The sequence below is a fragment of the Bhargavaea sp. GQ12 genome (assembly GCF_059758705.1).
Genome location: NZ_JCAXEU010000005.1, coordinates 148049 through 173329 on the forward strand (window position 1 = coordinate 148049; position 25281 = coordinate 173329).

25 protein-coding genes are annotated in these 25281 nt (G+C 56.2%); 24 read left to right on the forward strand and 1 reads right to left on the reverse strand.

The window, feature by feature from the left end; translation table 11 throughout:
• The first annotated feature begins 14 nt into the window (after window positions 1–14).
• From def to spoVM, 9 genes are all read left to right on the forward strand, one after another.
• A complete protein-coding gene (gene def, locus AC6CHQ_RS06715; protein ID WP_092049027.1) occupies window positions 15–512 on the forward strand; it encodes a peptide deformylase in 498 nt (165 codons plus the stop codon).
• Window positions 509–1450 carry a methionyl-tRNA formyltransferase gene (gene fmt, locus AC6CHQ_RS06720; protein ID WP_251239143.1) on the forward strand — a complete coding sequence of 314 codons (942 nt, stop codon included), beginning with the start codon at window positions 509–511 and terminating at the stop codon, window positions 1448–1450. The genes def and fmt overlap by 4 nt, the downstream gene beginning before the upstream one ends.
• Complete coding sequence (rsmB, locus tag AC6CHQ_RS06725; RefSeq protein ID WP_498081173.1) at window positions 1447–2796, forward strand: 16S rRNA (cytosine(967)-C(5))-methyltransferase RsmB; 1350 nt, start codon at window positions 1447–1449, stop codon at window positions 2794–2796. The genes fmt and rsmB overlap by 4 nt, the downstream gene beginning before the upstream one ends.
• 62 nt (window positions 2797–2858) lie before the next feature.
• Window positions 2859–3620, forward strand: coding sequence for a Stp1/IreP family PP2C-type Ser/Thr phosphatase (locus tag AC6CHQ_RS06730; protein WP_498081174.1), 762 nt, complete (start codon window positions 2859–2861; stop codon window positions 3618–3620).
• Complete coding sequence (gene pknB / locus AC6CHQ_RS06735; protein ID WP_424236145.1) at window positions 3617–5557, forward strand: Stk1 family PASTA domain-containing Ser/Thr kinase; 1941 nt, start codon at window positions 3617–3619, stop codon at window positions 5555–5557. Before AC6CHQ_RS06730 ends, pknB begins: the two co-directional genes overlap by 4 nt.
• 42 nt (window positions 5558–5599) lie before the next feature.
• Window positions 5600–6487 (forward strand): ribosome small subunit-dependent GTPase A, encoded by an 888-nt coding sequence (gene rsgA / locus AC6CHQ_RS06740; protein ID WP_424236143.1) that lies wholly within the window; start codon window positions 5600–5602, stop codon window positions 6485–6487.
• The gene (rpe, locus tag AC6CHQ_RS06745) at window positions 6484–7149 is read left to right on the forward strand and encodes a ribulose-phosphate 3-epimerase (RefSeq protein WP_498081175.1); all 666 of its coding nucleotides are present in this window, start codon (window positions 6484–6486) and stop codon (window positions 7147–7149) included. The genes rsgA and rpe overlap by 4 nt, the downstream gene beginning before the upstream one ends.
• Window positions 7146–7796 (forward strand): thiamine diphosphokinase, encoded by a 651-nt coding sequence (locus tag AC6CHQ_RS06750; RefSeq protein ID WP_498081176.1) that lies wholly within the window; start codon window positions 7146–7148, stop codon window positions 7794–7796. The genes rpe and AC6CHQ_RS06750 overlap by 4 nt, the downstream gene beginning before the upstream one ends.
• A 14-nt stretch (window positions 7797–7810) precedes the next feature.
• Entirely contained in the window at window positions 7811–7945 is a 135-nt protein-coding gene (spoVM, locus tag AC6CHQ_RS06755) for a stage V sporulation protein SpoVM (protein ID WP_498081177.1), read from the forward strand.
• Window positions 7946–7986: 41 nt separating this feature from the next.
• Here the strand turns inward: spoVM and rpmB are convergent, their stop codons facing one another.
• On the reverse strand, window positions 7987–8175 hold the full coding sequence (rpmB, locus tag AC6CHQ_RS06760) for a 50S ribosomal protein L28 (RefSeq protein ID WP_008297256.1): 189 nt from the start codon (window positions 8173–8175) through the stop codon (window positions 7987–7989).
• A gap of 235 nt (window positions 8176–8410) precedes the next feature.
• On the opposite strand from rpmB, the gene AC6CHQ_RS06765 reads away from it, so the two are divergent.
• The 15 genes from AC6CHQ_RS06765 (at window position 8411) to ffh (ending at window position 25220) form a co-directional block, all read left to right on the forward strand.
• The gene (locus tag AC6CHQ_RS06765) at window positions 8411–8773 is read left to right on the forward strand and encodes an Asp23/Gls24 family envelope stress response protein (RefSeq protein ID WP_092049011.1); all 363 of its coding nucleotides are present in this window, start codon (window positions 8411–8413) and stop codon (window positions 8771–8773) included.
• A 19-nt stretch (window positions 8774–8792) separates the two neighbouring features.
• A complete protein-coding gene (locus AC6CHQ_RS06770; RefSeq protein ID WP_498081178.1) occupies window positions 8793–10454 on the forward strand; it encodes a DAK2 domain-containing protein in 1662 nt (553 codons plus the stop codon).
• A gap of 136 nt (window positions 10455–10590) precedes the next feature.
• Window positions 10591–11253, forward strand: a complete 663-nt coding sequence (gene sdaAB, locus AC6CHQ_RS06775) for an L-serine ammonia-lyase, iron-sulfur-dependent subunit beta (protein ID WP_498081179.1) — start codon at window positions 10591–10593, stop codon at window positions 11251–11253.
• Window positions 11254–11269: 16 nt separating this feature from the next.
• A complete protein-coding gene (gene sdaAA, locus AC6CHQ_RS06780; RefSeq protein WP_092049006.1) occupies window positions 11270–12172 on the forward strand; it encodes an L-serine ammonia-lyase, iron-sulfur-dependent, subunit alpha in 903 nt (300 codons plus the stop codon).
• Window positions 12165–14201, forward strand: a complete 2037-nt coding sequence (recG, locus tag AC6CHQ_RS06785; RefSeq protein WP_285858878.1) for an ATP-dependent DNA helicase RecG — start codon at window positions 12165–12167, stop codon at window positions 14199–14201. The genes sdaAA and recG overlap by 8 nt, the downstream gene beginning before the upstream one ends.
• A gap of 126 nt (window positions 14202–14327) precedes the next feature.
• The gene (gene fapR / locus AC6CHQ_RS06790; RefSeq protein WP_092049000.1) at window positions 14328–14906 is read left to right on the forward strand and encodes a transcription factor FapR; all 579 of its coding nucleotides are present in this window, start codon (window positions 14328–14330) and stop codon (window positions 14904–14906) included.
• Complete coding sequence (plsX, locus tag AC6CHQ_RS06795) at window positions 14903–15898, forward strand: phosphate acyltransferase PlsX (RefSeq protein ID WP_251239153.1); 996 nt, start codon at window positions 14903–14905, stop codon at window positions 15896–15898. The genes fapR and plsX overlap by 4 nt, the downstream gene beginning before the upstream one ends.
• Window positions 15891–16835, forward strand: coding sequence for an ACP S-malonyltransferase (gene fabD, locus AC6CHQ_RS06800; protein ID WP_251239154.1), 945 nt, complete (start codon window positions 15891–15893; stop codon window positions 16833–16835). The genes plsX and fabD overlap by 8 nt, the downstream gene beginning before the upstream one ends.
• Window positions 16836–17582 carry a 3-oxoacyl-[acyl-carrier-protein] reductase gene (fabG, locus tag AC6CHQ_RS06805; protein ID WP_092048994.1) on the forward strand — a complete coding sequence of 249 codons (747 nt, stop codon included), beginning with the start codon at window positions 16836–16838 and terminating at the stop codon, window positions 17580–17582.
• Between the two features lie 101 nt (window positions 17583–17683).
• Window positions 17684–17920, forward strand: coding sequence for an acyl carrier protein (gene acpP / locus AC6CHQ_RS06810; protein ID WP_008297236.1), 237 nt, complete (start codon window positions 17684–17686; stop codon window positions 17918–17920).
• A 128-nt stretch (window positions 17921–18048) separates the two neighbouring features.
• Window positions 18049–18810, forward strand: a complete 762-nt coding sequence (gene rnc / locus AC6CHQ_RS06815) for a ribonuclease III (protein ID WP_092050687.1) — start codon at window positions 18049–18051, stop codon at window positions 18808–18810.
• Between the two features lies 1 nt (window position 18811).
• Window positions 18812–22417 carry a chromosome segregation protein SMC gene (gene smc / locus AC6CHQ_RS06820; RefSeq protein ID WP_092048992.1) on the forward strand — a complete coding sequence of 1202 codons (3606 nt, stop codon included), beginning with the start codon at window positions 18812–18814 and terminating at the stop codon, window positions 22415–22417.
• Window positions 22414–23430, forward strand: a complete 1017-nt coding sequence (ftsY, locus tag AC6CHQ_RS06825; RefSeq protein WP_251239155.1) for a signal recognition particle-docking protein FtsY — start codon at window positions 22414–22416, stop codon at window positions 23428–23430. Before smc ends, ftsY begins: the two co-directional genes overlap by 4 nt.
• A 78-nt stretch (window positions 23431–23508) precedes the next feature.
• On the forward strand, window positions 23509–23844 hold the full coding sequence (locus tag AC6CHQ_RS06830) for a putative DNA-binding protein (protein ID WP_177168216.1): 336 nt from the start codon (window positions 23509–23511) through the stop codon (window positions 23842–23844).
• A gap of 17 nt (window positions 23845–23861) precedes the next feature.
• Entirely contained in the window at window positions 23862–25220 is a 1359-nt protein-coding gene (ffh, locus tag AC6CHQ_RS06835; RefSeq protein ID WP_251239156.1) for a signal recognition particle protein, read from the forward strand.
• The last annotated feature ends 61 nt before the right edge of the window (window positions 25221–25281 follow it).

Consider the following 25281-nt stretch of genomic DNA (forward strand, 5'->3'; position numbering starts at 1 on the left):
ATGGGGAATTATAGATGGCAATCCTAGAAATCGTGCAACATCCGTCCCCGATACTGACGGAATCCTGCAAGCCGGTCACCGATTTCGGTGACGCGCTTCAAAACCTATTGGATGATATGTATGAAACGATGGTCGATGCGGACGGCATCGGAATTGCTGCCCCGCAGGTGGGGGAGGCGATCCGCGCGGCGATTGTCGACCTCGGCGAAGGCCAGGATCCGATCTGGCTGATCAACCCGGAAGTGGTTGCCACAGGAGGCAAGGAAACTGAGGTGGAAGGCTGCTTGAGCTTCCCGGGTCTGTACGGTGAAGTGGAGCGTCCCTATCATATTAAAGTGCATGCCCAGGATCGTGACGGATCGTGGTATGAGCTGGAGGCTGAAGATTACGAGGCCAGGGCCGTGCTGCATGAAATCGACCATTTGAACGGTATTTTGTTCGACTCGAAAATCATCCGTGTCGTAACTGAGGAGGAACTGCAGGCGGCGGAAGAGGAGGATGAGGAAGAATGACGCGCATCGTGTTCATGGGGACGCCGGACTTTTCCGTGCCGATCCTCCGCATGCTCCACGAGGAAGGATATGAACTTCTTGCTGCTGTGACCCAGCCGGACCGGCCGGTGGGCCGCAAGAGGGTCCTCACTCCTCCACCGGTCAAGGAAGAAGCGCTCCGGCTCGGTCTTCCGGTCATCCAGCCGGGCAGACTGAAGGGCTCAGCGGAGCTGGATGAGATTCTATCACTGAACCCGGACCTGATCGTCACCGCGGCCTTTGGACAGATCCTGCCGAAAGAACTTCTCGACGCACCTCCACTCGGCTGCCTGAACGTCCATGCGTCTCTGCTTCCCGAATATCGGGGCGGGGCGCCGATTCACCAGGCAATCATAGACGGCAGGGACGAGACGGGTGTGACCATCATGTATATGGCGGAAAAGCTGGATGCAGGCGATATCATTTCACAGGTGCGCGTGCCGATCGGTGAAAACGACAACACCGGTGAGCTGTTTGACCGTCTTTCGGAAGCAGGTACCCGACTGCTGAAGGAAACCCTGCCTTCCGTGATCAAAGGCACGAACGAACGCATTCCACAGGAGCATGAAAAAGCCACGTTCGCCGGAAATATCAAAAGGGAACAGGAGCGCATCGACTGGTCACTGCCTGGAGGCGCAGTGCATAACCAGATCCGGGGACTCAGCCCGTGGCCGGTCGCCTATACCGAGCTTGACGGGAAGACCGTGAAGATCTGGCGGTCCGAGAAAGCACCCGGTAAAACCGGAGCTTCCCACGGCGAGATCATTTCGACCGAAGGCGGCACGATCACCGTGCAGGCAGGGGACGAAACGGCAGTCAGGATCCTTGAACTCCAGCCGTCAGGAAAAAAACGGATGGAGACACAAGGATATCTGAACGGGTCCGGCTCCCACATCAAACCGGGAGACCGTTTCGAATGAGCCGCCACAAGGGAAAACGATGGGACGGCAATGTCAGGGATGCCGCGCTCAGCATCCTGCTTTCTGTCGAACGCGACCAGGCATACAGCAATCTTCTGTTGAACCGTACCATTGAAACATATGGGCTTGAAGATAAAGACAGGGCGCTTTTGACCGAGTTGACCTACGGCACACTCCAGCACAGGATGACACTGGATTACCATCTTGAACCGTTTATCCGGGGCAAGTTGGAAGATTGGGTACGGGAGCTTCTCAGACTGTCGGCTTATCAGATCGTTTATCTGACAAAAATTCCTGCCCACGCGGCAGTGAATGAAGCGGTGGAGATCGCCAAGCGGCGCGGCCATAAGGGAATTGCGTCGATGGTCAACGGCATCCTCCGCTCTTTCCTCAGGAAGGGCCCCAGGGAAATCGGCGGCGGACTGACATGGGAAAAGCAGACCTCCATCGAAACGAGCCATCCCGAGTGGATGATCCGGCGCTGGGCAGAGCAGTACGGCCGTGAGACGGCTCTTGAAATGGCCCATGCCAACAACGAGCCGCCGATCCAGACACTCAGGGTAAACCGGACAAAGACGGAACGGGAAGAAGTGCTCGGAATGCTGGGGGAAGAAGGCTTCCTGGCCGAGCCCAGCCCGATCCTGTTCGACGCCATCCGCGTCCGTGGAGGCAACGCTGCCAGAAGCCGCGCATTTAAGGAAGGCTTCGTCACCATCCAGGATGAAAGTTCAATGTTGCCCGTCATGGCCCTGGACCCGGCTCCGGGCATGAAGGTGCTCGACATGTGTGCGGCACCGGGCGGCAAAACGACCCATATCGCGGAACGGTTGGACAATACCGGAGAAGTGCGGGCATATGATCTCCATCCGCACAAAGTGAAATTGATCGACCAGAATGCGGCTCGGCTCGGTCTGGAAAACATCCGGACAGATTCAGCGGACAGCCGCAGACTGACGGAAATCCTGGAACCTGCTTCGTTTGACCGTATTCTTGTCGATGCTCCTTGCAGCGGGCTCGGTGTTATCCGGAGAAAGCCTGATATCAAATACTCGAAGACAGAAGAAGAGATCGGCAGACTGCCGGATATCCAGAAAAGCCTTCTTGAAGAGGCCTACCATCTTTTGAAGCCCGGCGGGCTGCTTGTCTATAGCACCTGCACGGTGGACAGGGAAGAAAATCTTCTGACTGCGGAGGCCTTTCTTGAAGCCCACCCGGATCTTTTACGCGAAGACCTCAGCGAAATGATGCCGGAGGGCCTGCGCTACGAGGAGGGCATGCTGCAGGTGTTGCCGCAGGATTTCGGCGGCGACGGATTTTTCGTTGCCGCATTCAGAAAGCCGGAATAATCCGGCGGGAGGGACTCCGGATAGGATCCGGGCCTCCCTCATACGGAAACGGGGGAGTCAATGTGGAAGTTGCAGTCCGGACACATGTCGGGATGAAAAGGCGCATCAATGAAGACCGGACCGGCCTCTTCACGAGGGAAGGCGGCAGGTTCCTGCTGGCGGTCGTCGCCGATGGAATGGGCGGCCACAACGGCGGGGACACGGCAAGCCGGATGGCAGTCGAGGGACTGGAGAAAGAGTTCGGAAAAGCTGACATGACGGTTCTCGGTACAGCCGACGGGCGAGCCGAATGGCTCACAGGAGTCACAGAAAGACTGAACCGTGCCCTGCTGGACCATGCACAGTCGAATGAGGAGTGCCGGGGCATGGGAACGACGCTTGAAGCGGCGGTTATAACGGGGATTGACGTGACTTTGTGCCATATCGGGGACAGCAGGACATATCAGCTGTCGCCGGATGGCTTTGAACAAGTGACGAAGGACCACTCACTGGTCAATCTGCTAGTCGAATCCGGTGAGATCACCGAAGAGGAAGCCCGTGTTCATCCGAAGCGTAATTTCATCATGAAAGCGCTCGGCACGGACGACCGTGTGGAGCCGGACATCATCCCCATCCGGCTGCCGGAAGGGAGCGCGCTCCTGCTCTGTTCCGACGGCCTGAGCAATAAGCTGGGGGCAGAGGAAATTGCAGAAACCGTAAACGGGGCCGGAACAGCGGACGATCGTGCGGACGCACTCGTCGACCTGGCCAATCAGCGGGGCGGGGAAGACAACATTTCCGTCATCCTGATCGACAACAGTGTCCGGGAAGGTGATGCCGGATGATCGGAAAACGGATCAGCGGACGCTATGAAGTGCTCGGCCTGCTCGGAGGAGGCGGCATGTCCACCGTTTACCTTGCGCAGGACATCATCCTGGATCGCCCGGTGGCGATCAAAGTCCTCCGCCAGGATTTCTCCGATGAGGATGAGTTGAGGAAACGTTTCCAGCGGGAAGCATTATCCGCCACTTCACTCGTCCATCCGAATATTGTCAACATCTATGACGTGGGAGAGGATGGAAATTTACAGTATCTGGTCATGGAGTACGTGGAGGGCCAGACACTAAAGGAATACATCAAGGAACAGGCCCCGCTTGCTCCGGCGGAAGCTGTGGAAATCATGAAGCAGCTTTGTTCAGGTATCTCGGCTGCCCATTTGCACGGCATCATCCACCGGGATGTCAAGCCGCAGAACATCCTGATGGACCACTCCGGCCAGGTGAAGCTTACAGATTTCGGGATTGCGATGGCGCTTTCGGCGACCGCGCTGACCCAGACCAACTCGGTGATGGGAACGGTCCACTATCTCTCGCCCGAACAGGCGCGGGGCGGAATGGCCACAAAGCGGACCGACATTTATTCACTCGGCATCGTCCTGTTCGAGATGCTGGCTGGAAAACTGCCGTTCTCCGGTGAGTCAGCCGTTTCCATTGCGCTGAAGCACCTGCAGGAAGAGACACCTTCGGTACGTGCGTTCAGGCCGGAGATCCCCCAGAGCCTGGAAAATGTCATTCTGAAGGCGACGTCCAAAGACCCGGCGGTCCGCTATCCGTCGGCGGAATCCATGCTCCGGGATTTGCATACAGTCCTTGACCCGGAACGTGCGGACGAAGGGGCGTTTGAGCCTCCGCCAATCGACGAGGATGCCACGAAGGCGATTCCGATCATCACCGATATGCCATCATCCGAGCGGACAATCGAGCCGAAACCGGTCTCTCCGCCTCCGGAACCGCCCGAAGAGGCGCCGGCCAAGCCAAAGAAAAAGCGGAAAAAATGGCCTTATGTATTGAGCGGAATCATCCTGCTCGTCCTGATCACCGGAATCGTACTTTATATGACAGGTGTGATCGGCACGAGGCAGGCCGAAGTTCCAGATGTCAGCGGCATGACTGTCGAAGAGGCATCCGCGGAGCTTGAACAGGCCGGATTCCTCGCGGGAGAGACGAGCGAAGAAAATTCAGAGGATATCGGGGAAGGGACCGTCATCCGGACGAGCCCGCAGGCCGGACGTGTCCGCGATGAGGGTGAAACCATCAGCTTGGTGGTCAGCCTCGGTCCCGAGACCGTCGATCTGACCGACTTCACCGGCAGGGATTATGATTCTATCTCCGGTGTCATCGAAGATTACGGCTTCCGCGATGTGGAGGTCCGTGAAGAGTTCTCGGAAGAGGCGTCGGGGACGATCATCAGCCAGGATCCGGAAGCGGGCGAGGAGATCGCCCCTTCCCAAACGGATCTTGTGCTGACAGTCAGCAAGGGTGTAGAGATGATCAAGACTGAAGATTTGTCGGAGTATGATGAGCAGCAGCTGAATGATTATGCAAAGCGGTCCGGATTCAACATCCGTATTGTTGCCGAAGAAGCATCCGGCAACATCGAGGCAGGCCGGGTGATCTCTCAGGAGCCGGCAGCAGGAACCGAGCTCGAAAAGGGCGGCACGATTGAAGTCGTCCTGTCAAAAGGCCCTCAGGCAAAACCGATGAAGACGTATATCCAGGCCATCACCATTCCGTACGAGCCGGTGGAAGAGGGCGCTGAACAGGCTGTAGAAATCTACATCCGCGATAATTCGCGCACAATGGAAAAGCCGGCCGAATCTTTTGCAATCACTACCGACGAGACGAGACGCATCCGGCTGGAAATCAGTGAAGGGCAGACCGGGGCCTACCGCATCGTCCGTGACGGAGAAACAATAGATGAAGCAACAATTCCATATGAGTAATCGCAGTTGCATGGCAGTGATTCGGAAAGAGAAGGTGAAAGTTTGAAACATGGCCAGATCCGCAAGGCATTAAGCGGGTTCTACTATTTATACGACCAGGGGGAGACAGTACGGAGCAAAGGCCGCGGGGTCTTCAGGGTAAGAGGTGTCACGCCGCTTGTCGGAGACCTTGTGGATTATGAAAAAGACGGCGAGAATGATGCGGTCATCGTGAATGTCCATGACCGCAAAAACGAGCTTGTCCGGCCCCCGATCGCCAACGTCGACCAGGCACTCCTTGTTTTCTCAGTGAAGGAGCCGAACTTCTCGCCAAAACTCCTTGACCGTTTTCTGGCAGTCATCGAGTCTTACGATGTAGAGCCGGTTATCATCATGACCAAGACCGATCTCCTGGATGATGGCGGGCGGGAGAAGATCCGGCGGTACAAAGAATACTACCGGAGCATCGGATATACTGTCCTTGAAACCAGTATCGGCGACGGATCGGTCGCTTTCGAACTCGGCCCGATCATTGAGGGGAAAACGTCTGTGCTGACCGGACAGTCGGGTGTAGGCAAATCAACGCTTTTGAACACACTTATGCCGGAGCTGGAACTGAAAACGGATGAAATATCCGACTCTCTCGGCAGAGGACGGCACACGACCCGCCATGTTGAACTGATCGAGTTCGCGGGTGGGCTGGTAGCCGATACCCCGGGCTTCAGCTCGCTCGACTTCGACCATATCGAGAAAGAGGATCTGGCGCGCTGTTTCGCCGAGTTTGCAGAACTGTCCGAGAACTGTAAGTTCAGGGGATGCCTGCATCTGAAGGAGCCGAAATGCGCAGTGAAGTCGGCAGTGGAATCAGGCGAAGCCGAACAGTTCCGATATGACCACTACATTCAATTCCTGCAGGAAATCATAGACCGAAAGCCGAGGTATCCATCATGATTAAAATTGCACCCTCCATCCTATCTGCGGACTTTGCACGGCTCGCCGAAGAAGTCAGGGAAGTGGAAAAAGCAGGGGCCGACTATATCCATATTGATGTGATGGACGGTCAGTTTGTCCCGAACATCACGATGGGCCCGAATATCGTCAAGGCCCTGCGTCCAGTCACCACACTTCCGCTGGATGTCCATCTGATGATCGCGGATCCAGACCGCTTTATCGGCGACTTTGCGGAGGCCGGCGCAGACATCATCACCGTACACGCGGAAGCGTGCACGCACCTTCACAGGACCGTTCAGCTGATCCGCTCCTACGGCGTGAAAGCCGGTGTTGTCCTGAATCCGCACACGCCTCATGAGGTGCTCGAGTATGTCATCGATGATCTCGATATGGTGTTGCTCATGACTGTCAATCCGGGGTTTGGCGGACAGTCGTTCATCGGGGAAGTCGTGCCGAAGATTTCTAAGGTGTGCGCCATGATCCGCGCCCGCGGTCTCTCCACCGAAATCGAAGTGGACGGCGGAATTACAGCGGAAACAATCGCGGAGTGCGCAAAGGCAGGCGCAAATGTCTTCGTCGCCGGATCTGCAATCTATAACAAGGAAGACCGTGCAGCGGCGCTCGCAGCGATTCGCGAAGCCGGAGTTTCCGCACTCCAGTGATCCGTGAAGCGGTCGTTGTAGCAGGCGGTCCGGCACCCGTCATCGCAGCGGCCGGCACGGAATCCGATACTGTATTTATCGGGGCCGACAGGGGAGCGCTCCGCCTCGTTCGTCTCGGCATCCGTCCTGCCATTTCTGTCGGTGACTTTGATTCCGTCACAAAAGAGGAGTTCGGGGAGATTTCGGCATCTTCCCGCCGGGTGATCCGTGTTGAGGAAGAAAAGGACGAGACGGATACGGAATTGGCCCTTGCCGGCGCTGTCCGGATGAATCCGGAAGTGATCACGCTCACCGGCGTGACAGGCGGACGGCTGGACCACTCCCAATCAGCGCTGCATGCGGTTTACCGCATGCAGAAAAAGTATCCGGAAATCGGCTTCAGGATACTGGACCCTGAAAATGAACTGCGCTTTCTGCTGCCTGGTACCCATGTGCTGGAGAAAAGCAGTGCTTATCGGTACATTTCATTCTTTTCTTTTGGAGGCCCGGTAACGGGGATGACTCTGAAGGGGTTCAAGTACGAAGTGGAACAGGCGAAGATCCTCCCGGGCACGACGATGTTCACCAGCAACGAACCCGGCAGCGGGGAAGGTACTATCTCGTTCGAGACAGGCATATGTTTGGTTGTAAGAAGCACCGATGCCTGAAAGGAGCGGACAAAATGAGAGTGTACACCTTCCAGCTGCCAAAAATGGTGAGCAGCTTTGCGCGCAAGTGCCTTCAGCTTTTCCAGCGGGAGGAACGGAAGCCGGTTGCGAAGAAGAAAAAACGGAGGAAAAGCAAAATGCCGGGCTGACTTATGTCAGCCCGGCATTTCTTTTTGCGATATTTAACAGGTCAGACGCGCTGGACTTTACCGGACTTCAGGGCGCGTGCGGAAACCCATACGCGCTTCGGCTTGCCATCCACCATGATGCGCACTTTTTGAAGGTTGGCACCCCAAGTGCGGCGGTTCGCGTTCATCGCGTGGGAACGGTTGTTGCCGGCGCTTGCTTTGCGGCCTGTAATAACACATTTCTTAGGCATGTTTTTCCCTCCTCTTCGGTGAAGATGAGACGGAATTCCGTCTGTTCGTCATCTCACATACTAAAATAATTTAGCACAGATCAGCCTCTGATGCAACAGGTTTAAAGCATCCATCAAGAAAAAACACTTTACAGCCTTTCTCAGGGCTATTCAGTGGAGCCGGTGCATCTTTTCTAATCACGGGCAGTAGTGTACAATGACGGTAGCCAAAATGGACTTCACGGGAGGCGTTACCATGTCGATCGGACTGAAAAATGAATTCGGCACTATTGATATTTCGAATGATGTGATCGCTCAGGTGGCCGGGGGCGCAGCAGTTGAGTGCTACGGAATTGTCGGGATGGCATCCCGACACCAGATCCGGGACGGCCTGACCGACATCCTCCGCAAAGAAAACTTCACAAGAGGTGTGATCGTCCGGTCTATCGGAGAAGATCTCCATATCGACATGTATGTCATCGTCGGCTATGGTGTGAAGATTTCGGAGGTCGCATACCAGGTCCAATCCAAGGTGAAATATACATTAAGCAAACAATTGGGAATGACGGTCAGCTCCGTCAATATTTTTGTCCAGGGAGTCCGCGTGACGAACCTGTAAAAGGAGGAAGCGAACGTTTATGAAAGAATTAGATGGACATCGATTTGCGGAAATGGTGATGATGGGCTCCCATCACCTTTCCAATAATGCGGATTTCGTCGATTCGCTCAACGTCTTCCCCGTGCCGGACGGCGATACGGGGACGAATATGAATCTGTCCATGACATCGGGTTCAAAAGAGGCGGAACAGGCGGCCAACGCCCATATCGGCAAAACTGCCCAGGCCCTTTCCAAAGGCCTGCTCATGGGAGCACGGGGGAATTCGGGCGTGATCCTGTCCCAGCTGTTCCGCGGTTTCGGCAAGGCGATCGAAGAAAAGGAGACGCTGGATGCGAAAGAATTCGCAGGCGCTTTCCAGGCGGGTGTGGACACCGCCTATAAGGCCGTCATGAAGCCGGTGGAAGGCACTATCCTTACCGTCGCGAAAGACGCAGCTAAAGCAGCGGTCGAGTCCGCTGAAACAGAATCAGACATCGTTAAAGTGATGGAGGCGCTGACCGACGAGGCAAAAGCCTCCCTGAAGAGAACACCGGATCTGCTTCCGGTCCTCAAGGAAGTCGGTGTCGTTGACAGCGGCGGCCAGGGGCTTGTATTTGTCTACGAAGGATTTCTCGCCGTGCTCAAGGGAGAAGAACTTCCGGCGGTCACCGACCGGACATCCATGGATGACCTTGTCAGCGCAGAGCATCACAAAAGCATCCAGGGCTTCATGGATACATCCGAGATTGAATTCGGATATTGCACGGAGTTCATGGTGCGTTTTGAGGAAGAAAAAACTGCCGGCAATCCGTTTGACGAGTCGAGGTTCTGTGAAGACCTCAGCGCTTACGGGGATTCGCTTCTTGTGATTTCTGACGAAGAGATCGCCAAGGTACATATCCATTCCGAAGACCCCGGTGAAGTCCTTTCCTACGGCAAAAAGTACGGCAGCCTGATCAAGATCAAAATCGAAAACATGCGGGAGCAGCACACGGCGATTCTTGAAAAGGACGAGCCTATGCAAAAATCTGCCGCACCAGCCAAACATCCGTATGCCATCATCACTGTATCGATGGGGCCGGGGATTGCCGAACTATTCCGCAGCATCGGTGCTTCCTATGTCATCGAAGGCGGCCAGACGATGAATCCGTCGACAGAAGACATCGTCAAGGCAATCAGGGAAGTGGGCGCGGAGCGCGCGCTGATTCTCCCGAACAACAAAAACATCATCATGGCTGCAGAGCAGGCCGCGGAAGTGGCCGGCATCGAAGCGGCAGTGGTCCCGACGAAAAATGTTCCGCAGGGACTTGCGGCCATTCTCGCCTTCAACCCGGAGGCGCCGGTCGCGGACAATGCGGAATCCATGACGGAAGCATTCGCGCATGTGCGGACCGGTCAAGTGACAACGGCGGTCCGGGACACTACAATTGACGGTGTGGAAATCCGAAAAGGATCGTTCATGGGCATGGCTGACGGCAAGATCATCAATTCCGATGCCTCCCTCAGCACTGTAACCGAGTCTCTTATTTCGGATATCGTAGACGAGGACACGGAGATTGTGACCCTCCTCTACGGTGAAGGGACCACACGCCAGAGTGCAGATGACCTCGCCGGATATATCGAAGAACAGTATCCGGATGTGGAAGTGGAAATCCACGAAGGAAAGCAGCCGCTATACCCGTACATCATCTCAGCAGAGTGAACCATGCGCACCGGGATCACCGGTGCGCTTTTTTCAGAGAAAAGGAAAGCGTTTGCAGGAAAGCGAACGTGTGTTTTGAGAAAAGTCACGAAATCATGTAAAATAGGGGAAACGTCCCGAAGGAGGACTTGAGCTTATGAAATTCAGATCGGTTTTTGATATTATCGGCCCGGTCATGGTCGGGCCTTCATCATCGCATACCGCAGGAGCGGCAAGGATCGGACGGGTGGCAAGGTCCCTGTTCGGACGCCAGCCGGCCTGGGCGGAAATCCGGCTTTACGGATCGTTTGCGGAAACATATATGGGACATGGCACAGATGTTGCCATCATCGGCGGCCTGCTCGACTACGATACAGACGACGAGCGGATCCGCACGGCTTTCCAGGAAGCCGGGCGCTTCGGGCTGAAATACGAGTTCATCACGGTAGACGAGGAGCCGGAGCATCCGAACACGGCTCGTGTCCGCATCGGGGATGCCGACGGCGAAATGGAGCTTACCGGTATCTCGATCGGCGGCGGAAAAATGGAAGTGACGGAGCTGAACGGATTCACACTCAGGCTCACAGGCCATTATCCGGCACTGCTGATCGTCCACCACGACCGCCCGGGTGTCATCGCGAACGTGGCTAATTCCCTGGCGGCAGACGGTATCAACATTGCCCATATGGAATGCGGACGCAAAGAAAAGGGAGAAATGGCGCTGATGGTCATCGAGGTCGACCAGGTTATCACCGACTCCATGATCCGGCTTATCTCCGATCTTGACAATGTGACGCAAGTTTCGATACTAGCAGACTGATAAGGAGGCATCCCCAGTGGATATTTTATTTTCTACGGTTAAAGAACTGGTCGGGCTTGCGGAAAAATCCGGCAGGCCGATTTCCGAGATAATGATCGATCAGGAAATGCGTATCACTAAGCGCTCGCGTGAAGAAGTGGTCGCCCAGATGGAGCGCAACCTGGAGGTCATGGAAGAGGCGATTGAAAAAGGGCTGGAAGGCGTCCGCTCGACATCGGGACTGACCGGCGGCGACGCGGTGCTTATTCAGAACTACATCAAGAGCGGAAAGTCGCTTTCGGGCAACCTGCTTTTGGACGCGGTGAGCAAAGCGGTCGCCACCAACGAGGTCAACGCCGCAATGGGCATGATCTGTGCAACGCCTACGGCCGGTGCTGCCGGAATCGTTCCGGGCACGCTGTTTGCCGTTAAGGACAAGCTGAACCCTACCCGCGAGCAGATGATCAACTTCCTGTTCACATCAGGGGCATTTGGATTCGTCGTGGCGAACAACGCATCAATCTCCGGGGCCGCCGGCGGCTGCCAGGCCGAGACAGGTTCTGCCGCTTCCATGGCCGCCGCTGCGATCGTGGAGATGGCGGGCGGCACGCCTCAGCAAAGTGCCGAAGCGTTCTCCATCGTGATGAAGAATATGCTCGGACTTGTGTGCGATCCTGTAGCCGGCCTCGTGGAGGTCCCTTGCGTGAAGCGGAACGCCATGGGCGCCGCAAAAGCGCTTGTCGGCGCCGATATGGCTCTCGCCGGCGTCACCAGCGTCATTCCTACCGATGAAGTGATCGCGGCCATGCACCGGATCGGCCAGTCGATGCCGTCCGCGCTGCGCGAAACGGCAAAAGGAGGCCTTGCCGCGACACCGACGGGCAAGCGCCTGGAAGCGGAGATCTTCGGAAAGAAGGCTGAAGAAAGTGTGGTTGACTGAGCCTGTCAATTCTTTGAAAGGCATTGGAAAAGAAGCCGCGAAATCCCTTGAGAATCTCGGTGTCCGGACGGTTGGTGACCTCGTCATGATGTTCCCTTACCGCCATGAGGATAACCGTCTCAAGGATTTAGCGGAAACGCCCCATGAAGAACGGGTGACGATTGAAGGAAGGGTCGAAAGCGAGCCTTCCGTTTTCTTTTCCGGAAAAAACAGATCGAGGCTCCAGATCCGCCTTCTTGCGGGACATCATCTCGTAAAAGCGGTTTTCTTCAATCAGCATTACCTTAAGCATCGCCTTACACCCGGCATGACGGTAACCGTGACCGGCAAATGGGATCGCGGACGGCAGACCATTAACGTGAGTTCGTTCAAGGAGGGGCCCAAGCAGACCGGCGAGGATTTCGAGCCGGTCTACAGCCTGAAGGGCGGCATGCATCAGAAAACGATCCGCCGCTACATCCGGGCCGCCCTCGATGCGGTGAGCGGCGAGCTGCCGGATCCGATGCCGGCTGAACTTCTCGAACAGTACAAACTGCCCGGTATTGCAGAAGCGCTGGAAGGCATGCATTTCCCGCGCGATGCAGAACATGTGAAGCACGCACGCCGGCGGTTTGTGTACGAAGAATTCCTCGGCTACCAGCTGAAGATGCAGGCGATCAAGAAAGTCAGGAAGGAAGCGGGCAAGGGGACTGAACTCCATTATGACCTCGACCGGTTAAAGGTGTTTATCGATTCCCTGCCGTTCGAGCTCACTGGCGCACAAAAGCGGGTCGTCAATGAATTGTGCGCAGAGCTGAAAGAGCCGGTGCGGATGAACCGGCTTCTTCAGGGAGATGTAGGATCGGGCAAGACGGCTGTGGCAGCGATCGCGCTATACGCGGCCATCACAGCCGGTGCCCAGGGGGCGCTCATGGCGCCGACCGAGATTCTTGCTGAACAGCATGCGCAGACTCTGGCCGATTGGCTGGAACCCTTTGGTGTCCGGATCGCACTGCTTTCGGGTTCCACCAAGGCGAAAGCGCGCCGCATCATCCTAGAGAAGCTCGCGGAAGGCGAAATTGACCTCGTCATCGGCACACATGCACTGATCCAGCCTGACGTCAATTTCAAGAAGCTCGGGCTTGTCATCACTGATGAGCAGCACCGCTTTGGCGTGCAGCAGCGCCGCATCCTTAAGGAAAAGGGCGGAGACCCGGATGTCCTGTTTATGACGGCGACACCGATTCCAAGGACGCTTGCGATCACGGCGTTCGGCGAAATGGATGTCTCCATCCTCGATGAGATGCCTGCCGGCCGCCAGCCCATCGAAACCTACTGGACAAAACGCGAGGCGCTCCCCGCTGTTCTGAAACGGATGGGCAGGGAACTGCAGGAGGGCCGCCAGGCATACGTCATCTGCCCGCTGATTGAAGAGTCTGACAAGCTGGACGTCCAGAATGCGGTCGACATGTACGAACAGATCCGCCAGTACTTTGGCGGCAGGTTCAATGTCGGCCTCATGCATGGGCGCCTGCACCCGGATGACAAGGAAGCGGTCATGCGCGAATTCTCCGAAGGCGGCCTTCATGCGCTCGTCTCCACGACGGTCGTCGAAGTCGGCGTGAACGTCCCGAACGCTACCTTCATGGTCATCTCCGATGCCGAACGTTTCGGCCTTGCGCAGCTTCACCAGTTAAGAGGGCGTGTCGGCCGGGGTGCCCACAAATCTTATTGTGTGCTCCTCGCCGATCCGAAGACGGAAATCGGCAAAGAGCGGATGCAGTCGATGACAGAAACGACCGACGGTTTCCGTCTTGCGGAAAAGGACCTGGAGCTTCGGGGCCCCGGAGATTTCTTCGGGAAGCGACAGAGCGGCATGCCGGACTTTAAGGTGGCGGACCCCGTTCATGACTATCGTGCGCTGGAAACTGCACGCCGTGATGCCGAACGGCTGATTGCTTCGGAGGCGTTCTGGAACGGCCCTGAATACGAAACTCTCCGGACGGTGATTGAGCAGTCCGGTGTACTGTCCGACGAACGGATCGACTGAATCGAATCCGTCCGCCGGATTTTTTTCGTCAGCCGGCGGGGCAAACTTCACAAGCATGGTTGCAATCTGCCCTAGCTGTTTTATATACTCATATTAGTACCAAGTGCTAAATCCGGTGGTGAAAACATGAAATTACAGAAACGAGAGCGCCAGGCCCGCCTGTCATCATTGCTGGAGGAGAACCCGCTGCTCACGGACGGAGATCTTGCCGAACATTTCGGCGTCAGTGTCCAGACCATCCGGCTCGACCGGATGGAAAAGGGAATTCCCGAACTTAGGGAGCGCCTGAAGGATGTGGCGGTCCGGTCGCTCGATGATGTGAAGTCGCTGCCGATTGATGAGGTGATCGGGGACATCATCGATATCGAATTGGACAAGCGTGCGGTGTCAGTGTTTGACGTCACCAAAGATCATGTGTTCCAGCGCAACGGTATCGCGAGGGGCCATCACCTGTTCGCTCAGGCCAATTCCCTGGCTGTGGCGGTTATCGATGACGAACTGGCGCTCACTGCCCAATCATCTCTGAACTTCATCAAACCGGTGAGGGCGGGAGAGCGGGTTATTGCCAAAGCGGCGGTCCGGCCTGGTGACCGGCCCCGCAGAACGGTCGTCGAAGTCATTTCCACGGTAGGTGACGAGCCTGTTTTCACCGGAACGTTTGAAATGTACCGGACCCACGAGAGCGGAAAAGAGGGACATTCATGATCATAGCAGTAGACGGTATGGGGGGCGACCATGCCCCTCAGGCGGTTGTCGAAGGCGTGCGGCTTGCACTGGAGGCATTTCCGGACATCCGGATAAAACTGTACGGAGACTCCAGCCGCATGGAGCCGATAATCGGGACGCATGAACGGCTTGAGATGATTCATTGCACAGAAAAAATTGAAGGTGAAGACGAACCTGTCCGCGCCGTCCGGCGGAAAAAGGATTCTTCCATGGTCCGTATGGCGCAGGCCGTCCGCGACGGTGAGGCCGATGCCGGCGTCAGCGCAGGCAATACGGGTGCACTCATGGCTGCGGGCCTATTCGTTGTCGGCCGCCTGGATGGAGTCGATCGGCCGGCGTTGGCACCAACTCTTCCTACACTTGACGGCAACGGGTTTGTCATGCTCGACATGGGGGCGAATGCGGATGCAAAGCCCCAGCATCTGGCACAGTATGCGATCATGGGAAGCATTTATGCGGAACAGGTCAGGGGCATCCAAAATCCCCGGGTCGGACTGCTCAATATCGGGACCGAGGAAAACAAAGGAAACGAATTGACGAAAGAGGCTTACGGGCTGATAGCGGCTTCCCCGGTCAACTTTGTGGGGAATGTTGAAGCGAGGGACCTGCTGAATGGTGTTGCTGATGTTGTCGTAACCGATGGCTTCACCGGCAATATGGTGCTGAAGACCATCGAAGGGACCGCCCAGGGGCTTATGTCCATGATTAAAGACGCCTTTATGTCCAGCGGGAAAGGGAAGATCGCGGGCCTGCTCGTCAAGGACGGACTCAGAGACCTGAAAAAGAAGATGGATTATACAGAGTACGGCGGCGCAGGCCTTTTCGGCCTGAAAGCGCCGCTGATCAAGGCACACGGCTCCTCGAATGCAAATGCCGTCATGAACGCCATCCGCCAGGCCAGGACCATGGCCGGCCACGGCGTGACGGAGCGGATCGGGGAGACGATCGGAAGGATGGGGGAACATGGGTAAGATTGCATTTGTCTTTCCCGGCCAAGGTTCGCAGAAAGTCGGCATGGCCTCGGAATTCATCAGCGAAGACGCCGGGTACAAGAACTTCGGTAAAGAAGCGGACAGCCGCCTCGGAATCGGCCTGAGCAGCCTCATGCAGGAAGGCCCTCAGGAAGAGCTGACACTCACCTATCATGCGCAGCCTGCGCTTCTGACTGCGGGTGCAGTGATTGATGCTGCTCTCAAAGAAGCGGGCATCCGCCCGGACTTTTCCGCCGGGCACAGCCTTGGTGAATATACGGCCCTTGTCTCTGCCGGGGTCCTTTCATTCGGAGATGCGGTGGAGACGGTCCACCGGAGAGGCTTGTACATGAACGAAGCCGTTCCGGCCGGTGAAGGGTCTATGGCCGCCATCCTGGGACTTGGCGCTGAAGAGCTCAAGCGCGTGACGGATGATGTGACAGAAGAAGGGCATCCGGTGCAGCCGGCAAACTTGAACTGCCCCGGCCAGATTGTCATCTCCGGCAGCAAGCGCGGCGTCGAACTGGCTTGCGAGTCGGCGAAAGCTGCAGGCGCCAAGCGGGCGATACCGCTGGATGTCAGCGGTCCATTCCACTCTTCACTCATGAAGCCTGCCGCACAAAAATTGCAGGCACAGCTGGATTCAGTCGGTTTCGCGGATGCGGACTTCCCGGTCATTGCGAATGTCACCGCAGAACCAGTCCGGGATCCGGAGAACATCAAAAAGATGCTCGTTGAGCAATTGTATTCACCCGTACGCTGGGAGGAATCCGTCCGTAACATGCTGAGCCTTGGCGTTACCCTCTTTATCGAGTGCGGCCCTGGCGGTGTGCTTTCCGGCCTGATCCGGAAAATCGACCGTTCGGCGAAGGTCCTCAGAGTTGAAGACATGGATTCACTGAACAAGGCCGTCGAGACGGCGAAAGGATGGTCTTAAATGGGTAAACTCACCGGCAAATCGGCAATTGTGACGGGCGCTTCCCGCGGTATCGGCCGTGCAATCGCCATCGCTCTTGCTAAAGAGGGTGCGAAGGTCACCGTGAACTACGCGGGCAGCGAAGACAAGGCCGCTGAGACGGTCCGGATGATCGAGCAGGCAGGCGGGGAGGCAATTGCCATCCGCGCTTCGGTAAGCAGTGCGGAAGACGTCAAGCAGCTGGTCGACGGCACGGTGGAACGATTCGGTTCTGTCGACATCCTCGTCAACAATGCCGGCATTACGAGGGACAATCTCCTGATGCGCATGAAGGAAGAGGAATGGGACGATGTGCTGTCGACCAACTTGAAAGGTGTCTTCCTTTGCACAAAGGCTGTCGCGAGGCCGATGATGAAAAAAAGGTCCGGCACGATCGTCAATCTGGCATCCGTCGTCGGAGTCGCCGGAAATGCGGGACAGGCCAACTACGTTGCCGCAAAAGCGGGCGTCATCGGCCTGACCAAGACGGCGGCCAAGGAACTTTCCGCGAGAGGCATCCGGGTCAACGCGGTTGCGCCCGGGTTTATCACAACGGACATGACGGACAAATTGCCTGCCGAAGTAAAAGAAGGCATGCTCGGCCAGATTCCACTCGGCAAACTTGGAGACCCTGATCATGTGGCGCGTGCCGTTGTCTTCCTTGCTTCGGAGGATTCCGCCTACATCACGGGGCAGACTCTGCATGTGGATGGCGGTATGGTCATGTAACCCCTTGTCCCCGGGCCGGTCGCCTGTCATACTGATTGAGTGGCCGGAAAAGCACGACGCGGACCGGTAAACGGACTCCCCCGCGAGAGGAGGTGAACATATTGGCAACTGTACTGGAACGTGTGACAAAGGTGATCGTCGACCGCCTCGGCGTCGATGAAAGCGAAGTGAAACCTGAAGCATCCTTCCGTGAGGACCTCGGTGCGGATTCCCTTGACGTCGTTGAACTCGTTATGGAGCTTGAGGATGAATTCGATCTTGAGATCTCCGATGAAGATGCTGAAAAAATCGGGACTGTCGGTGACGCAGTCTCTTATATCGAAGAAAAGACCGCATGATCGGTTTTGAAGAGGCAGGCGGGCAGTCCGGGGACGGGCGGCCGCCAGCCTCTTTTGCCATTTTGCGTTACCCTGCAGAAAGGGGTAAACTTAGCATATATCTTATCCATAACGGAAAGGCAGATCTGATGACTATGAACAAAAAAGAGCGACACCATAAGAAAGGTTCCTACCCGGAATCTGTCCATAAGCGATTTGCCGATTTCGAGGAAACGATCGGCTTCACATTCAGTGACCCGACTCTTCTGTACCGCGCGTTTACACATTCCTCCTATGTGAACGAGCATCGCAGAAGGATCCATGATGACAATGAACGGCTTGAATTCCTGGGGGATGCCGTCCTGGAACTGTCCGTATCCCGTTTTTTATTTGAAACCTATCCATCCATGAGCGAAGGCGAACTGACCAAGCTCCGCGCAGCGATTGTCTGCGAACCTTCTCTCGTCCAATTTGCGGACGAGCTGGGCTTCGGCCGCTATGTTCTGCTCGGAAAAGGCGAAGAGCAGACAGGCGGCAGGACACGTCCGTCGCTTCTGGCCGATGTGTTCGAAGCCTTTGTCGGCGCGCTTTATCTCGATAATGGATTCGACAAAGTCGTCGAATTTCTCGAACGGATCGTCTTCCCGAAAGTGGAGGTCGGTGCTTTTTCCCATGTGATGGATTATAAAAGCCAGCTCCAGGAAATGGTGCAGCAATCATCCAGCGGACAGCTCCAATACCAGATTGTCGACGAGAAAGGGCCTGCGCATGACCGCATCTTCGTTTCGGCCGTCACAATCAGCGGCGAGGAACTGGGGCGCGGTGAAGGCAAGTCGAAAAAAGAGGCGGAACAGCTGGCTGCCCGCCACGCCATCAGCGAGCTGAGGAAAACCGAAGGGCAGGCGGAATGATTTGTATCTGAAGCGGCTCGAAATCATGGGGTTCAAGTCGTTCGGCGAGCGAATCGGATTGGACTTTGTGCCGGGAGTGACCGCAGTTGTCGGACCGAACGGAAGCGGAAAAAGCAATATCACAGACGCCATCCGATGGGTGCTTGGCGAACAGTCGGCCAAAACACTCCGCGGCGGCAAAATGGAGGACGTCATCTTTTCCGGGAGTGACTCCAGAAAGGCACTGAACTTTGCAGAGGTGACCCTGGTCCTCGACAACTCGGATGGGCGTGTTGCTCTCGATTTCAGCGAAATCAGCATTACCCGGCGCGTATTCCGCTCAGGCGACAGTGAATACCAGATTAACCGGCAGGATTGCCGTCTCCGGGACATCGTCGATCTGTTCATGGATTCCGGCCTCGGCAAGGAAGCGTTCTCTGTTATTTCACAGGGGAGGGTCGATGAGATCCTGAACAGCAAGCCGGAAGACCGCCGGGCGATCTTCGAAGAAGCGGCGGGCGTTCTCAAGTACAAGCAGCGCCGCCGGAAAGCAGAGCATAAGCTGTTCGAGACAGCGGACAACCTGAACCGGGTACTGGATATCCTCCATGAGCTTGATGGGCGCCTTGGCCCGCTCAGGATCCAGGCATCGGCAGCAAAAGATTATCTGGCGATGTCAGGGGAGCTAAATGAGATCGGCACGGCCCTGCTTGCGCATGACATAAGGAACAATGAAGATCAGCTTGAGGAAGTCCGCCAAGGCCTGGAGAAGGCTGCCGGACTGGAACAGGCAGCCACAGAAGAAGCCGGGCGGCATGAAGCCGAACTCGGCCGGCTTCGCGGGGAAGCGGAAAAGCTTGCGGAGAAGCTGGACGGCCTGCACACAGACCTTGCGGATGCAGGGGTGAATGTCGAGAAGTGGGAAGGCCGCAGACAAGTGCTTTCGGAGAGGAAAACCAACGCTGAGCGCCAGCTGGAAAGGCTGCGGGAAGACCTGACCGAAACGGAACAGGCGACGGACAGGCTCAGATTGAGGAAAAAGCAGGCTGTGCACGACGCCTCAGGAAGGAAAACAGCCCTGAAGGAAGCCCGGTCAGAAATCCGTCGTCTCCAGGACATTATGGACCGTCCGCTTGATGAGACCGCCAGCCGGATTGAAGAGCTGAAATCGGCTTATATCGAGCTTCTGAACAGCGAGGCGGCAGTAAAGAATGAACTTAAGCATCTGGAGCAGCAGCTGGCCTTTCAGGCCGAATCTGCCGAACGCAACCGGACACGGGCAGGAGAGGCCCGTGCCGAATGGGAAACGGCCTCTGCCAACCTGAAAAAGGCGGAAGCCGAACTGGAAGACTTGAAAAAACGGCTGTCTGCCGTCAGAAATGAGGAATCGGAGCAGGCATCCGCCAGGGAGCGTATCTCTTCCGAACTCAATGATAAACAGGAACAGCTGTACAAGGCCTACAACCTCCTCGAGAAACTAAAGGGGCGGCGGGAGGCCCTGGTTGCGATGGAGGCGGAATTCGCCGGTTTCCATACAGGTGTCCGTGAAGTGCTGCGCGCTGCCGAAAAAAAACGCCTATCCGGTATCGAAGGGGCGGTTGCCTCTCTTGTCCATGTCAAAAAGGAATTTTCCAAGGCCGCGGAGACCGCACTTGGAGCCGCGGCTCAGAATATCGTGACTGTCACGGAGGCTGATGCCCGCCATGCAATCGGCTACCTGAAGGAAAGCCGCAAGGGCCGCGCTACATTCCTGCCGCTTGCGGTGATGAAGCCCCGCAGGGTGGATGCTTCCACTCTGACGCAGGCATCTTCACACAAGGACTTTGCAGGTACGGGGGATTCAGTTGTCACGGCAGATGAAAAATATATGCCGATCGTGCAGAATCTGCTTGGCAATGTCCTCATCTCACGCACCCTGAAAGGGGCAAATGAAATCGCACGGATGACCGGCCACCGATACCGGATCGTGACGCTTGATGGAGACGTGGTAAACCCCGGCGGATCGATGACCGGAGGCGGATCGGACCGCGGCAATCCGATTTTCATGCGAAAGGCCGAGCTTGAGCAAGTGACGGAAGATGCTGCCAGGCTCGATAAATCAATCGGCAATGCCGAACAGGCCATAACTTCCCTGAAGCAGCGCCTGGCCGATGAATCGGCGGCTCTTGAACAGGTTCGTGAACAGCGTGAGATGCTGTCGGAGACGGAAGTCGCACTGGTGGGCAGAACCGCCGAGCTGAAAGCGGCAGAACGCCGATTGGCTGACCGCCTCGCCATTTTTGGAGATGAGGAATCAGGGACTTCGGTTCTGGCTTCAGGCATCCGCGAGCGGATCAGGGAAGCTGAAGAGCAACAGGCTGAGCTTAAAAATGAACTCAGCCGGACATCGATGGAAATTAAAGAGCTGACCGGCCTTTACGAGCAGGGACGCACCGAGCGGGACCGCATGAACAACCGGCTTGGTGAACTCCGGCAGAACGCCGCCGTACTGGCGGAACAGCTGGCCCAGGCCGAAGCGGCCGCTGAATCCGTGGAAGAAGAGCTTGCCGGCCGCCTACAGAGGGCCGAGCGGCTCCGCGAAGAGATGGAATGGACGGCGGGCGGTGATGCTGGTGCAGGTCCTGAAGAAGCCGAGAAGGAGCTGCAGGAGTGGAAAGCGAGAAAAGAAGCTCTGGAAAATGAGCTCGCGTCTGCGCTGGAACGCCGCGAATCGCTTCAGCAATCCATCGCATCTGCCGAAGCCAGGTTCCGGCGCGCGGCCGAAACAAGGTCGGGCCATTCGGCTGCAGTGCGGGAGGCCGAACTTCGGGCAGGCAGGATAACCTATGAGCTTGAATCACTCCGGAATGCACTTGAAGATGATTACGGGATCGCCGAGCTTCCTGAAGGCGGAATTCCGTTCCCTGACCAGACCGGTCCGGAGGAAGCCCGGAAGAAAGTGCGGCTTCTGAAACAGTCGATCGAAGAGCTTGGACCGGTCAACACTGCATCAATCGGGGAATTCGAAGCGGTCTCGGAGCGGCATGCATTCCTTACGGAGCAGCGCAATGACCTGCTTGAGGCAAAGGATACGCTTGAGAGCGCGATCGATGAGATGGACACCGAAGTGACGGAGCGTTTCAGCAGCACATTCCATGCTGTAAGCCGACAGTTCGGCGTCGTTTTTAAAGAACTATTCGGCGGGGGCAAAACGGAGCTTGTTCTTACCGATCCGGAAGACATGCTCCGGACTGGTGTTGATATAGTCGCTTGTCCGCCTGGCAAGAAGCTGCAGAACCTGAGCCTGCTTTCGGGAGGGGAGCGCGCATTGACCGCGATCGCTCTGCTTTTCGCCATCCTGAAAGTCCGTCCTGTTCCATTCTGCGTATTGGATGAGGTCGAGGCTGCGCTGGACGAGGCCAATGTACTCCGCTACAGTGATTACCTCAAGAAATTCAGCAACGAGACACAGTTCATTGTCATCACCCACCGAAAAGGAACGATGGAAGGTGCAGATGTTCTTTACGGCATCACCATGCAGGAATCCGGCATATCGAAGCCGGTCTCTGTCAGGCTGACAGAGAGCGAAGTGGAATATGAGGAGCCCGTACCGACAGTAGGATCGGGCCCGAAAGGAGCGGGAACATGAGTTTCTTCAAAAAGCTGAAGGAAAAGATTTCCGGTAAGCCGGATGAAACGACGGAAAAGTACAAAGACGGGCTGGAAAAGACGAGAACATCGTTTACTTCGAAAGTGAATGACCTGGTGGCCCGTTACCGGAAAGTGGATGAGGACTTTTTCGAGGAGCTGGAAGAACTCCTTCTTCAGGCGGATGTCGGATTTGAAACGGTTATGGAACTGATGGATGATCTTCGCTTCGAAGTGCAGCGCAGAAACGTCAAGGATACGGAAGGTATCCAGACCGCCATCTCCGAGAAGCTGGTTGACATTTACCGCAAGGGTGAGGACGGCGAAGGCAGCCTCAACATGCAGGAGGAAGGTCCGACGGTCATTTTGTTCGTCGGCGTGAACGGCGTCGGAAAGACGACGACCATCGGCAAGCTCGCCCACCGGTTCATCAGTGAAGGCAAGTCGGTCATGCTGGCTGCGGGGGATACATTCCGTGCCGGTGCGATCGATCAGCTCCAGGTATGGGGGGACCGGGTCGGAGCGGAAGTGATCCGCCAGGCGGAGAACTCAGACCCGGCCGCGGTCATGTATGATGCCGTCCGGGCGGCGAAAAACCGCAAAGTGGATGTCCTGATCTGTGACACGGCAGGACGTCTCCAGAACAAAGTGAACCTGATGAATGAGCTGGAAAAGGTGCACCGGGTGATCGGCCGTGAGCTGCCGGATGCACCGCATGAAACACTCCTGGCTCTTGACGCGACCACAGGCCAGAACGCCCTCATCCAGGCAGAAACGTTCAAGGAAGCGACAAACGTGACGGGCATTGTCCTGACCAAGCTGGACGGAACGGCAAAAGGCGGCATCGTACTGGCGATCCGCAACAAACTCGGGATTCCTGTGAAATTCGTCGGCCTGGGGGAAGGCATGGAAGACCTGCAGCCGTTTGATGCGGAACGGTATGTATACGGCCTCTTCGCCGAAGGGCTTGAGCAAGAGGCGGAGATCCTCGGACAGGAAAAAGGCGAAGATTGAAAGACAAGGGGATTTACTTGACAGTGTGTTCTTCCCTGTATAAAATGCTTTTGATGGAGACGGGAAGGAGGGGTTTGTGTGCTGCTTGAAAAAACGACCCGGATGAACTTCCTGTTTGACTTCTATCAGGCACTCCTGACTGAGAAGCAACGGAGCTACATGGACCTGTATTACCTGAATGACCTGTCCCTGGGGGAAATAGCCGAACAGTACGATATCTCCCGCCAGGCGGTCTATGACAATATCCGCCGCACAGAGGCTATGCTTGAAGAGTACGAGGAAAAGCTCCAGCTTTTCGGCAAGTTCCGGAAACGGCGGGAAGCCGTCGACGCACTTGCCGCGGATATCGGGCGCGGCGGGGCGGATGCCGGTGATCTGATCCGGCGACTGCATGAACTAAAAGAATTCGACTGATAGGAGGCGGGCAATCGATGGCATTTGAAGGATTGGGCGAGCGCCTTCAGCAAACGCTTCAGAAAATCAAAGGCAAGGGGAAAGTGACCGAAGCCGACGTCAAAGAAATGATGCGTGAAGTCCGCTTCGCGCTGATCGAGGCAGACGTCAACCTCAAGGTCGTCAAGGAATTCGTCAAGAAGGTGAGCGAGCGCGCCGTAGGTTCGGATGTGATGCAAAGCCTCACGCCCGGCCAGCAAGTCGTCAAAATTGTAAGGGACGAACTGGCTGAGCTGATGGGCGGCGAGACGGAAGCAATCACTTTCGCGAAAAAACCGCCGACCGTCATCATGATGGTCGGCCTGCAGGGTGCCGGGAAAACGACAACAACCGGCAAGCTGGCGAACCTCATCCGCAAGAAATACAACCGGAAACCGCTTCTTGCTGCAGCTGACGTTTACCGTCCTGCAGCAATCCAGCAGCTGGAGACAATCGGCAAGCAGCTCGGCATGCCGGTATTCCAACTCGGCACAGAGGCTGACCCGGTCGATATCGCAAAGCAGGCGGTTGCCAAGGCGAAGGAAGATCATAACGATGTCGTCTTCATCGACACAGCGGGCCGTCTGCAGATCGACGAAGACCTCATGCAGGAACTCCGCAATATCCATGATGCGGTGAAGCCTGATGAAGTCTACCTTGTCGTTGACGCGATGACCGGCCAGGTCGCCGCGAATGTGGCGGAAACGTTTGACCAGCAGGTCGGCGTAACGGGAGTCGTCCTGACGAAGCTCGACGGCGACACCCGCGGCGGGGCGGCGCTCTCGATCCGTTCCGTTACCGGCAAGCCGATCAAGTTTGCCGGGATGGGCGAAAAGCTTGATGCGCTCGAACCGTTCCATCCTGAGCGCATGGCCTCCCGGATTCTCGGGATGGGTGACGTCATGTCGCTCATCGAGAAAGCACAGACCAATGTCGACGAAGAAAAGGCGAAGGAACTGGAGCAGAAGTTCCGTGACCAGTCGTTCACATTTGATGACTTCCTCGAACAGCTGGAACAGGTGAAGAAGATGGGGCCTCTTGACGAGATCCTCAAGATGCTTCCCGGCGCAGGCAAGATCAAGGGCATCGACAATGTGAAGGTCGACGAAAAGCAGATGGACCGTGTTGAAGCGGTTATCAAATCGATGACAATTGCGGAAAAGTCGAAGCCCGAAATCATCAACTCCAGTCGGAAAAAGCGCATCGCCCGCGGCTCCGGCACATCCATCCAGGAAGTGAACCGCCTGCTCAAACAGTTCGATGAGATGAAGAAGATGATGAAACAGATGTCGAACATGCAGCAGGGCAAAGGCAAACGGAAAATGAAAATGCCCGGACTTGATTCACTGTTCAAGTAAGTAGCGACAGGCGGCAATCCAGCCTGAGTATTCATTGGAAAACTTGCTATAACTGATTGAA

Excerpts from the sequence above, each read along its gene's own strand:
- def (WP_092049027.1), top strand. The coding sequence starts at position 15 with ATGGCAATCCTAGAAATCGTGCAACATCCGTCCCCGATACTGACGGAA.
- fmt (WP_251239143.1), top strand. The coding sequence starts at position 509 with ATGACGCGCATCGTGTTCATGGGGACGCCGGACTTTTCCGTGCCGATC.
- rsmB (WP_498081173.1), top strand. The coding sequence starts at position 1,447 with ATGAGCCGCCACAAGGGAAAACGATGGGACGGCAATGTCAGGGATGCC.
- pknB (WP_424236145.1), top strand. The coding sequence starts at position 3,617 with ATGATCGGAAAACGGATCAGCGGACGCTATGAAGTGCTCGGCCTGCTC.
- rpe (WP_498081175.1), top strand. The coding sequence starts at position 6,484 with ATGATTAAAATTGCACCCTCCATCCTATCTGCGGACTTTGCACGGCTC.
- spoVM (WP_498081177.1), top strand. The coding sequence starts at position 7,811 with ATGAGAGTGTACACCTTCCAGCTGCCAAAAATGGTGAGCAGCTTTGCG.
- rpmB (WP_008297256.1), bottom strand. The coding sequence starts at position 8,175 with ATGCCTAAGAAATGTGTTATTACAGGCCGCAAAGCAAGCGCCGGCAAC.
- AC6CHQ_RS06765 (WP_092049011.1), top strand. The coding sequence starts at position 8,411 with ATGTCGATCGGACTGAAAAATGAATTCGGCACTATTGATATTTCGAAT.
- AC6CHQ_RS06770 (WP_498081178.1), top strand. The coding sequence starts at position 8,793 with ATGAAAGAATTAGATGGACATCGATTTGCGGAAATGGTGATGATGGGC.
- sdaAB (WP_498081179.1), top strand. The coding sequence starts at position 10,591 with ATGAAATTCAGATCGGTTTTTGATATTATCGGCCCGGTCATGGTCGGG.
- fapR (WP_092049000.1), top strand. The coding sequence starts at position 14,328 with ATGAAATTACAGAAACGAGAGCGCCAGGCCCGCCTGTCATCATTGCTG.
- plsX (WP_251239153.1), top strand. The coding sequence starts at position 14,903 with ATGATCATAGCAGTAGACGGTATGGGGGGCGACCATGCCCCTCAGGCG.
- fabD (WP_251239154.1), top strand. The coding sequence starts at position 15,891 with ATGGGTAAGATTGCATTTGTCTTTCCCGGCCAAGGTTCGCAGAAAGTC.
- fabG (WP_092048994.1), top strand. The coding sequence starts at position 16,836 with ATGGGTAAACTCACCGGCAAATCGGCAATTGTGACGGGCGCTTCCCGC.
- rnc (WP_092050687.1), top strand. The coding sequence starts at position 18,049 with ATGACTATGAACAAAAAAGAGCGACACCATAAGAAAGGTTCCTACCCG.
- ftsY (WP_251239155.1), top strand. The coding sequence starts at position 22,414 with ATGAGTTTCTTCAAAAAGCTGAAGGAAAAGATTTCCGGTAAGCCGGAT.
- ffh (WP_251239156.1), top strand. The coding sequence starts at position 23,862 with ATGGCATTTGAAGGATTGGGCGAGCGCCTTCAGCAAACGCTTCAGAAA.